14 protein-coding genes are annotated in these 13,478 nt (G+C 61.6%); 8 read left to right on the top strand and 6 right to left on the bottom strand.

Going from position 1 to position 13,478, the window contains the following annotated elements; translation table 11 throughout:
* Positions 1 to 16 precede the first annotated feature (16 nt).
* From A4G99_RS11970 to A4G99_RS11955, 4 genes are read left to right on the top strand one after another with little or no spacing between them, the layout of a single operon-like run.
* Positions 17 to 1,348 (top strand): ABC transporter substrate-binding protein, encoded by a 1,332-nt coding sequence (locus A4G99_RS11970; protein WP_066143789.1) that lies wholly within the window; start codon positions 17 to 19, stop codon positions 1,346 to 1,348.
* 19 nt (positions 1,349 to 1,367) lie between these two features.
* A complete protein-coding gene (locus tag A4G99_RS11965; protein ID WP_066143786.1) occupies positions 1,368 to 2,267 on the top strand; it encodes a carbohydrate ABC transporter permease in 900 nt (299 codons plus the stop codon).
* Positions 2,264 to 3,136, top strand: a complete 873-nt coding sequence (locus A4G99_RS11960) for a carbohydrate ABC transporter permease (protein WP_066143783.1) — start codon at positions 2,264 to 2,266, stop codon at positions 3,134 to 3,136. Before A4G99_RS11965 ends, A4G99_RS11960 begins: the two co-directional genes overlap by 4 nt.
* 6 nt (positions 3,137 to 3,142) lie before the next feature.
* Complete coding sequence (locus tag A4G99_RS11955) at positions 3,143 to 4,267, top strand: ABC transporter ATP-binding protein (RefSeq protein ID WP_066143780.1); 1,125 nt, start codon at positions 3,143 to 3,145, stop codon at positions 4,265 to 4,267.
* A 177-nt stretch (positions 4,268 to 4,444) separates the two neighbouring features.
* Here A4G99_RS11955 and A4G99_RS11950 read toward each other — a convergent pair whose 3' ends face one another.
* A complete protein-coding gene (locus A4G99_RS11950; protein WP_066143778.1) occupies positions 4,445 to 4,858 on the bottom strand; it encodes a DUF5518 domain-containing protein in 414 nt (137 codons plus the stop codon).
* 144 nt (positions 4,859 to 5,002) lie between these two features.
* Here A4G99_RS11950 and A4G99_RS25200 point away from each other — a divergent pair, with 144 nt between their 5' ends.
* Complete coding sequence (locus A4G99_RS25200) at positions 5,003 to 5,269, top strand: DUF202 domain-containing protein (RefSeq protein ID WP_150123100.1); 267 nt, start codon at positions 5,003 to 5,005, stop codon at positions 5,267 to 5,269.
* A gap of 91 nt (positions 5,270 to 5,360) precedes the next feature.
* On the top strand, positions 5,361 to 6,020 hold the full coding sequence (locus tag A4G99_RS24390) for an HdeD family acid-resistance protein (RefSeq protein WP_190303748.1): 660 nt from the start codon (positions 5,361 to 5,363) through the stop codon (positions 6,018 to 6,020).
* 124 nt (positions 6,021 to 6,144) lie between these two features.
* Here the strand turns inward: A4G99_RS24390 and A4G99_RS11935 are convergent, their stop codons facing one another.
* On the bottom strand, positions 6,145 to 7,095 hold the full coding sequence (locus A4G99_RS11935) for an MFS transporter (RefSeq protein WP_066143772.1): 951 nt from the start codon (positions 7,093 to 7,095) through the stop codon (positions 6,145 to 6,147).
* Positions 7,092 to 7,805 carry an MFS transporter gene (locus A4G99_RS11930; RefSeq protein ID WP_150123098.1) on the bottom strand — a complete coding sequence of 238 codons (714 nt, stop codon included), beginning with the start codon at positions 7,803 to 7,805 and terminating at the stop codon, positions 7,092 to 7,094. The genes A4G99_RS11935 and A4G99_RS11930 overlap by 4 nt, the downstream gene beginning before the upstream one ends.
* Before the next feature lie 237 nt (positions 7,806 to 8,042).
* Between A4G99_RS11930 and A4G99_RS11925 the strand changes: the two genes are divergently transcribed.
* Positions 8,043 to 9,248, top strand: a complete 1,206-nt coding sequence (locus tag A4G99_RS11925) for a cytochrome P450 (RefSeq protein ID WP_066143764.1) — start codon at positions 8,043 to 8,045, stop codon at positions 9,246 to 9,248.
* 17 nt (positions 9,249 to 9,265) lie between these two features.
* Here the strand turns inward: A4G99_RS11925 and A4G99_RS11920 are convergent, their stop codons facing one another.
* Both A4G99_RS11920 and A4G99_RS11915 read right to left on the bottom strand, forming a co-directional pair.
* A complete protein-coding gene (locus A4G99_RS11920) occupies positions 9,266 to 9,583 on the bottom strand; it encodes a hypothetical protein (RefSeq protein WP_066143758.1) in 318 nt (105 codons plus the stop codon).
* A gap of 1 nt (position 9,584) precedes the next feature.
* Entirely contained in the window at positions 9,585 to 11,051 is a 1,467-nt protein-coding gene (locus tag A4G99_RS11915) for a sodium-dependent transporter (protein ID WP_066143755.1), read from the bottom strand.
* A 312-nt stretch (positions 11,052 to 11,363) separates the two neighbouring features.
* Here A4G99_RS11915 and A4G99_RS11910 point away from each other — a divergent pair, with 312 nt between their 5' ends.
* Positions 11,364 to 12,164 (top strand): hypothetical protein, encoded by an 801-nt coding sequence (locus A4G99_RS11910; protein WP_066143752.1) that lies wholly within the window; start codon positions 11,364 to 11,366, stop codon positions 12,162 to 12,164.
* Here A4G99_RS11910 and A4G99_RS11905 read toward each other — a convergent pair whose 3' ends face one another.
* Complete coding sequence (locus tag A4G99_RS11905) at positions 12,165 to 13,394, bottom strand: ABC transporter substrate-binding protein (protein ID WP_066143749.1); 1,230 nt, start codon at positions 13,392 to 13,394, stop codon at positions 12,165 to 12,167.
* Between the last annotated feature and the right edge of the window lie 84 nt (positions 13,395 to 13,478).

The raw sequence follows: 13,478 nt of genomic DNA, 5'->3' as shown, positions 1-13,478 counted from the left end.
TTCGAATCGGCAGGTAATGACGAACGATTCCACTCGTCGAACGTTTCTCGCCACGAGCGCTGCGACCGGTGCAGTGACACTCGCCGGTTGTGCCGGTCAATTGACCGGTGGAAGCTCCACGACCACCATCAAGTTCTGGCACGCGATGGGTGGCGATACCGCGAAGCTGTTGAAACAGATGGGATCGGATTTCGAATCCGACCACGAAGATGTCTCCGTCGAGGTGACGTCGAAGGGAAGCTACCGCGAGACGTTGAATTCGACCCTCTCGGCGGTCAAAGCGAAAAAACCCCCGGCGGTCGCACAGATCTTCGACATCGGGACCGGCCTGGCACGAACCAGTGATGCGTTCGTCTCCGTCCAAGACATCATTCCGTCGGATAGTATCGACTACGACAACTTTCTGAACCCGGTTCTCAACTACTACCGTATCGGCGACACGCTCAATTCGATGCCGTTCAACTCCTCGAATCCGGTGCTGTACTACAACAAGGACGCCTTCGAGAAGGCCGGTCTCGACCCCGGGAATCCCCCGAAAACCTTCCAAGGGATCACGGATGCCTCCGCGAAGTTGATGGACTCGGGTGCGACGAAAAAGGGAATCACGTGGCCGAACCACGGCTGGTTCGTCGAGCAGTGGATGGCGGAGCAAAACCAACTGCTCGTCGACGAGAAGAACGGCCGTGCGGGTAACCCGACCGAGATCTATCTCGAAAGCGACGCGGCAAAGCGCATCTTCAACTGGTGGACCGACCTGTACGATCAGGGTGCATACCTCAATCCCGGTATCGAGGCATGGAGTGCCGCGAAACAGGCGTTCATCGCCGGAAAAGTCGGGATGCTTATCACCTCTACTTCGGGTATCTCCTCCACCACGGCGGGCGCGAAAGAAAACGGGTTCGAGATGGGAACCGGCTACTTGCCCGTCCCGGAGGGGAAGCGAGAGGGCGTCGTCATCGGCGGTGGTTCGCTCTGGGTCCCGAAGGGCCTCTCGGACGCCAAACAGAAGGCGGCGGCGGACTTCCTCGTGTGGCTCACGAAGCCCGAACAGCAAGTTCGATGGCACAAGAACACCGGTTACTTCCCGGTTCGAAAGGAAGCCGTCAGCCAGCTCCAAGACAACGGTTGGTTCGACCAAAATCCCAACTTCAAAACCGCGTTCGACCAGCTTCAGGCCACGAAGGACACGACGGCGACCCGTGGTGCACAGATGGCACCGTTCGCAAAAACCCGAACTATCGTCGAGAAGAGCTACGTGAGTATGATCCAGGGCACCGGCGTCGATAGCGCACTCGCCAGTGCGAAGAAGGACGTCGAATCGGAACTGGCCCGCTCGAACGGGAAGTAACTCTCGAACTCAGTATTTCATGTCCACCAAGGAATCCACGTATTCGAGCACCTGGCAGGCCTTCCTGTTGTTGCTGCCGACGATCGTCGTCCTCGTCGCGTTTCTGTACTACCCGTCGGTCGACACGATCCGTCTGAGTCTCTACAACACCGGTGTGCTGGGTATTCACAAGACGTTCGTCGGATTGGGTAACTTCGCCACCCTCCTCACCTCGCCCGAGTATCGACACAGCATGGAGATGACGGCTCTCTTCGCCGTCGTCGTCGTGGTCGGGACCCTCTCTATTTCGTTGTTCGTCTCGACGCTCCTCTACGAGGTGACGACCGGACAAGCGGCGTATCTCGTTGCCGCCATCTGGCCGTACGCGCTTCCGCCAGCGGTTGCAGGGACCGTTCTGCTCTTCCTGTTACACCCCTCGTTGGGCGTCATCACGTACTTCCTCGACGACCTGTTCGGCATCTCCCTCGATTGGTTCACGAACGGCTCGCTCGCGCTGATAGTCGTCGCAATCGCGGCCATCTGGAAGCAACTCGGCTACAACATCATCTTCATCCTGGCCGCGTTGAACAACGTTCCGGAGACGCTCAACGAGGCCGCGCGCCTCGACGGTGTTGGACGGTTCCAACTCGTCACCCGTGTCTACGTCCCGCTTATCTCGCCAACGCTTCTGTTCCTCGTCGTCATGGACACCATCTATGCCTTCTTCAGCACGTTCTCGCTGGTGGACCTGATGACCCACGGCGGCCCGAACGGAGCGACTAACTTCCTCATCTTCAAGCTCTACCGCGACGCCTTCGAGTTCTCGAACCCCGGACTCGCGTCCGCCGAGTCGGTCATCCTGTTCGCCATCGTCGGCGTGCTGACCTACGCCCAGTTGCGACTCTCCGATCGCTACGTCCAGTACGGAGGTAGCTCATGAGTACGGACTCGCTCGCCACGGATGGGCGAGTACGACGGCAGTCGTGGCAGGACGTGCTCCCGGACGACCTCTTCGTGCACGTCGCGCTCGTCGCCTCGACGCTCGTCATGGCGCTGCCCCTGTTGCTCGCGCTCCTGATGAGCACACAGACGACGACCCAAATATACCAGACGTCGAACCTCACTCCCGGTGGGCAGGCCGTCCACAACTACGTCGCCGCCATGACCGAGTACGGGATGGGTCGGTATCTGCTCAACTCGCTCGTCATGTCCCTCGTCATCGTCGTGGGCAAGGTGACCATCTCGCTGTTCGCGGCGCTGGCCATCGTCTACTACCGGTTCCGGTTCAAGCGGTTGGTGTTCATGTTCATCCTGTTCACGTTGATGCTCCCGGTCCCGGTGCGTATCCTCTCGCTATTCCAGTTCGTGGCGAACATCGGGTGGTCCGATTCGTTGCTCGCGTTGACCGCGCCGTACCTCGCCAGTGCGACGACCGTCTTCCTGCTTCGACAGCACTTCCGGTCCATTCCGGATTCGCTGATCGAAACCGCTCGCCTCGATGGGATCGGACCGCTCACCTTCCTGTTCCGTGTCCTCGTGCCGATGTCGAAGGGCATGATCGCCGGGGTGGCGGTCATCGAGTTTATCTACGCCTGGAATCAGTACCTCTGGCCGCTCACCATCATGAGCACGCAGCGAAAGCAGGTCGCGCAGGTTGGCGTCAAACTCCTGCAATCGGCCAGCGCCGCGGGACAGACCCAGTGGGGTCTCATCATGGCGGGTGCCGTAATCGCGCTCGTTCCTCCGCTCTTGGTCCTCCTCGTCCTGCACCGACCGCTCCTCCAAACGTTCGGTCTTCAACAAAAGTGATCAGTAATGACAACCATCTCACTAAATGATGTCGTCAAACGGTACGACGACGTAACGGCAGTCAACGGCATCGACCTCGAAGTGAACAACGGCGAGTTCCTCGTCGTCGTCGGACCGAGCGGGTGTGGAAAGTCCACGACACTCCGCATGCTCGCCGGACTCGAAACGATATCCGACGGAGCGATTCGGTTCGGCGACGCCGTGATCAACGGAATTCCCCCCAAGGATCGGAACGTGGCGATGGTGTTCCAGAACTACGCGCTCTACCCGCATATGACCGCGGAGCGTAACATGACCTTCGGGATGAATTCGTCGGGGTCGTACACGGACGACGAAATCGAGCGAGCGGTTGCCGATGCCGCCGACACCCTCGACATCGCCGACCTGCTCGACCGGAAGCCGGGCGAACTTTCCGGCGGTGAGCGACAGCGAGTCGCCATCGGTCGCACGCTCGTTCGAGACCCCGAAATCCTGCTCATGGACGAACCCCTGTCGAACCTCGACGCCAAACTTCGCGTCGAGATGCGTGCGGAACTCGCCGAGCTCCACGCCGAACTCGAACGTACCACCATCTACGTCACCCACGACCAGACGGAGGCGATGACGCTCGGCGACCGCGTCGCGGTCATGAACGACGGTCAAATCCAACAGGTCGACGAGCCACAGACGCTCTACGATTATCCCGTCAACCGGTTCGTCGCGGAGTTCGTCGGCAGTCCATCGATGAACGTCCTTCCCGCTCGCATCTCGGAGGACGACGGACGCCGGTTTGCCGAAGGCGACGGCTTCCGCATCCGGCTTCCCCGAGCGAACGGGAACATCGGCTCCGAGATAGACCACGCGCAGGTCGGTATCCGCCCCGAAGACCTTACGGTCGGTGAGGGGGTGGGAACCATCGACCTCTCGGTGAACGTTACGGAACCGCTCGGGGAGTCGCTGTTGCTCCGCGGGACCGTCGGCGGGAACGAACTCTCGGTCAAAGCGGATCCGCGTCGGGAGGTAACAGTCGGTGAAACGGTCGGTCTCACCGCCGACCCCGAACGCCTCCACCTATTCCATTCCGACACCGGAGCAGCGATCTATCACTCGTCGTCGGGTGCTCACGAGCGCCCCCCGACCCCTCACCCGTAAACTGTGTCATATCCGGCTGTAGTAGGGGTGCTTAACCGGAGGACGCCGACGAGACGTTGTTCAATCTAGCCGGGTCGTCGTATCCGATGTCGAAGAATGACGTGTCGTCGTCCCGGTCCCGTAACCGGACGAGTCCGTGCCGGTGGTCGAAAAAGCGATGCTCGTTCGGGAGCCGAATCAGCGCGTCGCGGGTTCGGCCGGTTTGACGCCCCGCTTCTGCCGGGAGCCCTTCAGCCACCCGCCGAGTGCACCCGCGATTCCGCTCGGAATGGCGAACAGGAGCGCGACGACGATGCCGGTGAGCAGGACGCCGGTTCCGGCGAGCACGCTTCCGACGGGCCCTGCGACGCTCCCGACGAGCGCGCCACCGACCGCGAGCAGTATCGCGCCGACGATACCGCCGAACGCACCGGCCAGCAGTCCGTTCCACGTTCCGTTTCCGATCCCCTCCCCCGCCATGTATCCCGCGATGAATCCCCCGATAATCCCCCCACCGATGGTCCCGACGACGGGTATGACAACCCCGCCAAACGTGCCGATGATGACCATGACGATGAACCCGAGTATCACCGCTCTCCAATTCGTTGCCATGGATTGGTGTAGGCTAGCTGAAGATATAGCCGAATCGCTCCTCTCCGGCGTGACAGTACCCGTAATACGGTAACGAACCGATGGGGATGTCGTAACGACCGTCCCGGGAACAGTGATTTGCTCGGCCGAGTCGTGTTCGGGTTCATGCCAACCGACTCGACCGACCCAACTGACGCAACCGACTCGACGGACGAAGGCCCGAAGAGTGGCGTCGCGGATGAACGAACGCGACTCGCGTGGACTCGGACGATACTCTCGTACGTCAGAACCGGATTCGCCTCGTTCATCTTCGGTATCGCCCTCATCCGTCTGTTCGCCGGACGTCTCATCGACTACGTCGGAATCGCCTTTCTCGGCGTGGGCGTCCTGTTCGTCCTCGGCGGTCTCTACTTGTTCGCCACGACTCGTTGAGTCTCCCTCGTTCGTCACCGGCCGACGAGTTCATCTACGGGACTACTCGTTTATGCCGCTGCCCGGCGTACGACCGGATGGAGGGGGAACAATGGGTGTCGAAATCCGAAATCAAGAGCCATCGCAAGACCGACCAGCGAGTTCCGCCGAGAGTCGGTGGGGTCTGCTTCTGGGCGTCGGGGTGTTACTGATCCTGTTGAGTATCGTCGCGGTCGTCGGTGCGGCACGGATACGCGCCGGACTGGGAAGTATCGCGTTCCTCGTTTCGTTCGCTACGCCGGTCGCCATCTCATCGCTGTTCGGCGTTCTCCTGTTGCTCGGCGGAACGGTGCTCACCGCGTCGGGATTCGGCGCGAGGGAGTGGTCGGGCAGTCGAGGAGTGATACTGCTCGCGGTCGTCTACACGGTTTTCGGGCTCGTGCTCCTCGTCAACCCGCTGGCGGGGGTCGCCTCGTTGACGGCCCTGTTGTTCGGATTCTTCCTGCTCGATGGACTCCTCGAAATCGGAATTGGGGTTCAAACTCGCCCTGAGGCGGGTTGGGTGTGGGTCGTTCTCAGCGGCGTCGTCGCACTGCTGGCCGCTGTCGTCGTCCTGCTCGTCCCTCCCGTCGGGTCGCTCGAACCGGTGAGCGTCGTTTTCGGCGTCAACCTCTTCGTGAGCGGTGTTTCCCTCGTCATCGTCGCGGTAGGACGACGGAGGGCGGCGCGCGAACGAACGCCGGTCCCGTCCCCCGGCACCGCGCGTCACTGATCGACCGGACCTCCGGTGCCGTTTTCGATTGCGATCACTGTTCGACCGCTATCACCGTTTGACCGCTATCACCGCTTTCGACTGCGAATTGATCAAAAGGCAGACGGGATCAATACATCCCCGTTCACTCTTCGTCTTCCTCCGAGCGACGCGTGTTCGGCAGGAACCCGGAGAGTATCAACTGCAGGAGGACGAACCCGACGACGAGAACCAGCGCGATCTGTACCGCATCGACGGCCGCGGTCTCGACGATTCGGTTCAACAGTCCCTGAACCGCTTTCGGAAGTCCCCCGGCCGCGGCGCTGTTCCCTGGCGAATTGAAGTTTTGCGCCGCATCTTCGAGCGACACGATGAGTCGGCTTCGCTCGGTTTGTGACACCTTGATGCCCGTGGAGTTCAGGACCTGATCCACGATGCCGCCGTACAGACTCGCCAGGAATATGCTCCCGACGACGGCGTTACCGAACCCCCGTCCGAACTCCTTTCCGGTTTCGAGGATACCGGATGCTTCACCGCCCTTCTCGTTGCCCGCCGCGGACAGCGACACGTTCGAGACGGGCGCTCGCATGAGACCGGCACCCGCCCCGAACACGGCCAACGGTGCCACCATCGATACGACCGACACGGTCGGCGATAGCACGGTGCCGAGCAGGAGCAGTCCCACGACGAACAGGACGACGCTGACCTGAATCATGCGCTTCGGCGAGAGGTACTTCTCCACCGTTCCGGACCCCAGCGAGACGAGTATCGCGGCGACGGCGAACGGCAGGAACGCGATGCCGATGGTCAACGGGTCGAACCCGACGGCCATCGCCAGAAACGTCGGCAGGACGAACCCGAACCCGGTTGTGACGATGCTGTAGATGGCGTAAATCGAAAGCCCCGTCACGTACACGCGGTTCGTGAACAGTTTCGGGCGGAACAGCACGGCTTCCCCGCGGGACAACCGTCGTCGCTCCCACTCGACGAGACCCCACAGCACCGTCAACCCGAACCCGAAGACGAACGGAACGATGGAGAGTCCGAACGGCGCAATCGTCACGCCACCGACGACGAACGGGCGAATCGGCGTCACCCACCCGTACTGCCCGCCAACAGGAAGCCGACGATGATGGCCCCGACGCTGAGAAACGAGAGGACGGTTCCACCCCAGTCGAACACGGCCTCCTCCTGCGTCTCGGTCTCACGAACCGTAAACAACAGCAGGAACGCCGCGAGCAGGCCGACGCTTTCGAGGCCGATGGCCAACCGCCACGTCGCGACCGTGGCCAGAAATCCCATCAGCAACGGTCCCACGGCCTGTGCCGACGCGGTGACCGCACCCCACACGCCGAACGCGGTCGCCCGCCGTTTCCCGTCGTAGGTGGCGAGAAGCAACGCGAGCGAGATGGGCGTCACCATGGTGTCGGCGAACGCCTTGATGACCGACCAACCGACGATGAATATCCCGAGTGACGGGCTCAACGCACCGATGAGCGTCCCGATCGAGAAGAGCACGATTCCGTACCTGATGATTCGCTTGTTGCCGTAGAGAACGCCGAGCGCAGCGCCGGTCAGCAACAGCGGTGCATCCACCACCGAGTAGATGGCCAGCGCGGCCTGCACGCCGCTCGCACCCGTCCGCAGGTCGGTGCTGATCGGTTCGATGGCCACGGGAATCATCGCCCCGTCGAGGCTGACGACGAACATGACGATGGTCACGACGACGAGCGTCCCCCACGTGTCGAGGAACGACCCGGTTTCCCCCTCCGCCTCCGTCCCCGTTTCCGCGGTTTCAGTCGACATCGCCCCCTCCGCGGTGAGCGATCTCGAACTGCCGTCGCTCACGTTTCCGGTCACTCGTGTCCATTAGTAATCCCCCCGAACGGGCGTACAACACTCACGGTATTAAATAATGTTAACAAATTTATTCTATGACGGCTGAATGACCGTTGATCTGTCGAAAATCCGGTTTGCGTTCTTTTATCCGGGGGACTCGTCACCACCAAAAAGCCTACAACTGATTGAATGATCGTTCAATCAATGGCATCCGATCAACCCGCGGCGGTCCTCCGCCCTCCGAAAGCGCTGCGCGACAGGGAACGACAAGTGGCACCGTTCGACTGGTACGAGAAGATGCGTCTCGAATCGCCCGTCCGGTACGACGACGACCGGAACATGTGGGACGTGTTCCGGTACGAGGACGTCGACCGCATCCTCTCGGATTACGAGACGTTTACGTCCAACGTACGCGACGCCACGGAGTCGCCGTTCGACGACGACCAGCAGGGGTTCAACCGGACGATGATCAACTCGGAACCGCCCGAACACGACCGACTTCGCGGCTTCGTGAACGAGCGGTTCAGGCCCGGAACGATACGCGAACTGCAACCCCGACTCGAAGAGCTGACCGACGAATTCCTGGACGGCATCGCGGACGAAGACCGGATCGACGTCGTCGGCGATTTCGCGTACCCGTTCCCCGTGACGGTCATCGCGGAACTGCTCGGCATCCCCGCCGACCGCCGGGACGAGTTCAAGGCGTGGTCGGACGCGCTCGTCGCCAGTCCGCGCGAGGAGACGAAAGCGGCGGTCGAAAAGAACCAACAGGAGCGCCAACGCGCCCGTCGGGAGATGGGCGAGTACTTCGGCGACCTGCTGGACGAACGATCCGACGGGGACGGCGACGACCTCGTGACGCTCGCCGCGACGAGCGACGAACTCGACCGGGAGGAGAAGGTCGGCTTCTGCATGCTGCTCCTCATCGCGGGCAATATCACGACGACGAACCTCATCACGAACGCGATTTGGTGTTTCCACGAACAGGGAACCATGGAAGCCGTTCGGTCCGGCGAGATCGACCGCAAAAAGGCCATCGAGGAGGTGCTTCGATACCGTTCGCCCGTCCAGTCGCTTCGCCGCGTCGCCGCCCGCGACGTCGAAGTCGGCGGTAAATCCATCGAGAAGGGCGACGTGATCTCGGCGTGGATCGCCTCGGCGAACCGCGACTCCGACGTGTTCGACGACCCCACCGAGTTCCGTCCCGAGCGGAGTCCGAACCGACACATCGCGTTCGGCAAGGGAATCCACTACTGTCTGGGCGCACCGCTCGCCCGCGTCGAGGCCGACATCGCCCTCAAGGCGCTGTTGGAACAGTTCGACACCATCGAGCCGACGGATGCGGCGAAAAAACCGGTTCCGAGTCAGGTTCTGTACGGACTCGAAAGCCTTCCGTGCCGCGTGGAATAAAAGGCGGAATTACCGCACTACAGCTTTTCGAGCGAGTCTATCTCGCTCCGATCCCAGTCGTAGAACGTCGTGTCGATTCGTCTGAGCGTCTCGACACACTCGTTGTATCGGTCACGGGCCTCGTCCGCGTGCTTGTCGCCGGGATTCGCCCGTATCCACTCCCGGAGTTCGGTCAGCGAGCGCGGCGAGTAGGTGTCGATTTCGCCCTGTTCGTCCAGCAGTTCGAGTTTCTCGTCCTCGTCGCGCAGGGAGCGAATCAGCGCCCACACCGCGGTTCCCCAGAGGACGACGATTGCGCCGAGCATGACGACCCACGTGATTAGCGAGAGTGCCATCTCAGTCACCCCCTTCTGCGGCAGTTTCCGGCGATTCACGCGAGCCTCCGCGGCCGCGAAGTGCGCCCATGATGAGGACGGAACCGACGAGGAGGACGGCCATCAGCACGACGCCACCTACCGTCTGGGCTAGCGATTTGCTCACGTTTGTCACGACGTATATGGCCATTATCAACACCATCACTATCGGGATGAGGTACTTGATGATGCCGACCCACCATCTGCCGACGTGAATGTCGGAGTTGCGGTTGAGCGCGACGACGCGCATGGGTTCGGCTTCGAGTTTCCAGCCAACGGTCAGGATGATGAGCAGGGTTGCGAGCGGCAGGCCCCAGTTCCCGAACATGAAGTCCATCGTGTTGAGGAAGTCCCCGGAATAGGCGCTCGGGAGGCTGAGCAGCCAAATGATACCGACGACGGCGAGCACGGTGCTCTTCCGACTCAACCTCGTCTCCTCGGAAATCGTCGTCACCGCGACTTCCGTGATGGCGAGTCCGGACGAGAACGTCGCGAACAGGAAGCCGACGAAGAACAGGATGGCCCATATCTGCCCGCCCGCCATGCCTCCGAACACTTTGGGGAGTACGACGAACGCCAGTTTGGAACCGCCGCTCGGTTCGAAACCGAACGCGAACACCGCCGGGAAGGTGGCGAAGATGGCGAGCAGTCCGACGCTCGTGTTGCCGATGGCGGTGAAGACGCCACCGCCGAGTGGCACGTCGTCGTTCTTGCTGAGGTAACTCCCGAAGGTGAGTGCGATACCCCAACCGAGTCCCGTGGAAAACAGCGCCTGTCCGAGCGCGGCGATCCACGTGGACGATTTACTGAGGTACTCCCATTTCGGGGTGAACGCGAACGCGAGTCCGTCCATCGCGCCGGGGAGCGTGAGTCCCTTGATTCCGATCGCGATGAGTGCGAGGACGAGGAACGGGATCATCCATTTGACGACGCGCTCGATGCCGTCCTTGATGCCGAACAGGAGCACACCCGCCGTCGCCGCCATCGCGATGGTGTCCATCCCGACGGTGAGCAACGGCGATCCGGAGAACGAATTCCAGAACGCCTCCGACGCGAAGCCTTGCGAGAAGGTCAACAGGAGCGAGTGGGCCGCGTAGTACAGCGTCCACCCGATGATGGGCGCGTAGTACGACATCAGCGCGATGTTCACGAGGACGACGACCAACCCGAGTCCTTCCGCCCGACCCGCGCCGAAGGCGGACTTGAACGCCCCGATGACGCCGCGATCCGTGTACGACCCGAACACCGTCTCGGCCATCAGGCCGGGGACGGCGATGAGGAACAGGAGGATGATGTACGCCACGAGAAACGCTCCACCCCCGTTCTCGCCGGTCGTGAACGGCATTCGCCATATGTTTCCCGCGCCGACCATCGCCCCGAGCATCGCCATGAGGAAGCCGAACCGACTCCCCCACTGCTCTCGTACTGTCCGTGCGCTAGCATCTGACATGGGTACGCCCATGCCAACGTCCGGCAGTCCCTTATATTGATACGGTCACGCCATGATGGTTTGCAGAATACGATAGAATGCCGGATATTCTCTCAGAATATTTGATTGTGGTCGCGCGGCTCCTGTAGAATACGGTTCCCGCTTCTCGACGACAGCGCGAACGGTTGCGGTCGAATCCACCAATAAATCGTATGGCACGATATGAAATGAGTTGGGGTCCCCCGTGGTCCTCGACGGTCATCGCCCGAAGACCCCCGTCTCGGGGGATGTTCCGGCGATACAGTGATGTGACTCCCGGCTGAACTGTTCTCAATGCCCTCCCCGTCACTCCACATCACGAACTTCGCCGACGAACGGTGTCGGTTCGACAGCTACTGGTCCCGGCTTCGCGAGTTGGACGTGCCGGTTCCGAAGACGACGTTCGTCGCCCTCGAAACGGACGAGGACGGGATTCACTGGGAGACGGACGATATCCTCGCGTTCATGGAGAGAAACGAGTACGACCGCGCGTTCGTCCGGACGCAGGTCAAGGCCGCGACGGTGCGGTTGCGCGACGGGTCGTTCATCTATCGCCGCGACCCGGAAGTCATCGACGACGTCGTCGAGTCGTTGCTCACCCAGAACCTCGAACAGGGGTGGCCGCACGGGGACGGGTTGGTCGTGCGCGAGTGGCTCGACTTCGACTTCTGCATCCATCCGAAGCACAACTGCCACCCGTCGGTTCGGTTCTTCGTGGAAGACGGTGAGGTTCTCGGCCACACGCCGATGACCGCCGAGCGGGCGACGAACGTCTGTGACGACACCTACGACTACCTCGAACCCGTAATCGCGGACGTGGACCTGTCGGCCCCGCGCCGGTACGCCGAGCGAATCGCGGACGCGTTCTCGGTGCCGTGGGGCGTCGATTTCATCATGGACACGACGGGGACGTGGTACTGTCCCGAACTCAACTTCGACGGCGTCTACTGGAACCGGGCGGAGGAGAAGTGGTGGAACATGTGCGGCCAGGGGGAGTTCGAGCCGTGGAGTCCGGTCGAGGTTCACTCGGCCGCGTTGTACGGGACGAAACCGGAGACGGAAAGAAGCGAGTCGGTGGGGGCGACCTGGTGGTAGCTATTTTCCGGTGACGATGTCGGCTAGCTTCGTGCGGTCGAACAGTCGTTCGTCCTCGGGAATCTCGGGGTACGGCTTCTTCTTCTCGTAGCCCGGCCACTCGCCGAACTGGTCCGGGTACAGTTGCTTTGCGGTCATCTCCAACTGGAAGAGGTTCATGATCGGCCCCTGATACCGCATTCCGGACGCGTAGAAGCGGTCGTTCTCGATGGCCGAGAGCTTCCCTCCGGCGGGGTGGTTCTGGATTTTCTTCTTCATGTCTTGGACGTAGTAGCCCGGCGAGACGCCCCAGAGGTGGAGGATGACGTCCGGGTCCACTTCGAGCATCGTCTCGTAGTCGACGGTGCCCCAGAGGCTGCCCCAGTCCTTCTCCGCGAAGGCGTCCTTCGCCGCGAGCGGGCGAGTGTCGGCCAGCCAGTAGCCGGGTTTGTTGAGGTGATAGGTGTAGAACTTCCCGTCGCTGTAGGTGACGCGGACGGCGGTCGGTCGCTCCGTTTTGGGCGGGAGCTTCTTTTCGATGGTCGAGATCACGCCGTCGTGCATCTTCTTGAGCGCGTCGTAGCGCTCCTTCTCCTGGAACACGTCCGCCACCTTGCCGAACACGTCCCAGAGGCCGTAGTACTGGTAGCCGTCGCGGTATCCTTTCGGCGGTTCGCCGTTCGTTCCGCTGTAGAAATTGCCGAACCACGGCCCGACGTTCTTCCCGACCTTTTCGATATCCGACTTCGACCAGTTCTTCTGGGTGGAGACGTAGGCGGGGTCGGCGAAGTGCACGTCGCTGTCGAGTTGGTAGAGTTTCTCCTCGTTCAGAGTGCTTCCCAAGGCGTTCGGCAAGTCCTTCCACTCGAAGGAGACGCCGTCGAGGCGGTCGTAGTACGTGTTCATCGTTTTGCCGGACATCTCCGGCACGTAGATGGCGTTGACCGCGTCGCCGTGGCCGAGCGCGACGGCCATGTCGGCGTACTGCGGGAAAATCACGAAGGCGCTTTTCGGGACACCATCGAACTCGACGTTCCCCATCGGCGACATCGAAACCGAGTACGGGCTACCGTCGTTCGAGGTCGTTTCCCCGGCGGTTGAGGACGTATTTCCGGTGTCCGAGGTATCCGTCTGTCCATTCGCCGATTTCGAGCCATCGTCACTGCACCCGGCGAGCAACCCGCCGACGACGAGCGCACCGCCGCCCCGGAGATAGTCGCGTCGGGACGGGTTCGGTGGTGTTCCAGACATACGTGTTTAGGCAGGCCTAAACACTGTTTATCCTTTTTGGTTTTCCCGACATCCCGTCACGTAGCTAACCCGAACAGTCTCGCG

This window comes from Haladaptatus sp. R4 (assembly GCF_001625445.1).
Classification (GTDB): domain Archaea; phylum Halobacteriota; class Halobacteria; order Halobacteriales; family Haladaptataceae; genus Haladaptatus.
This window is presented reverse-complemented; position numbering and strand designations above follow the sequence as displayed.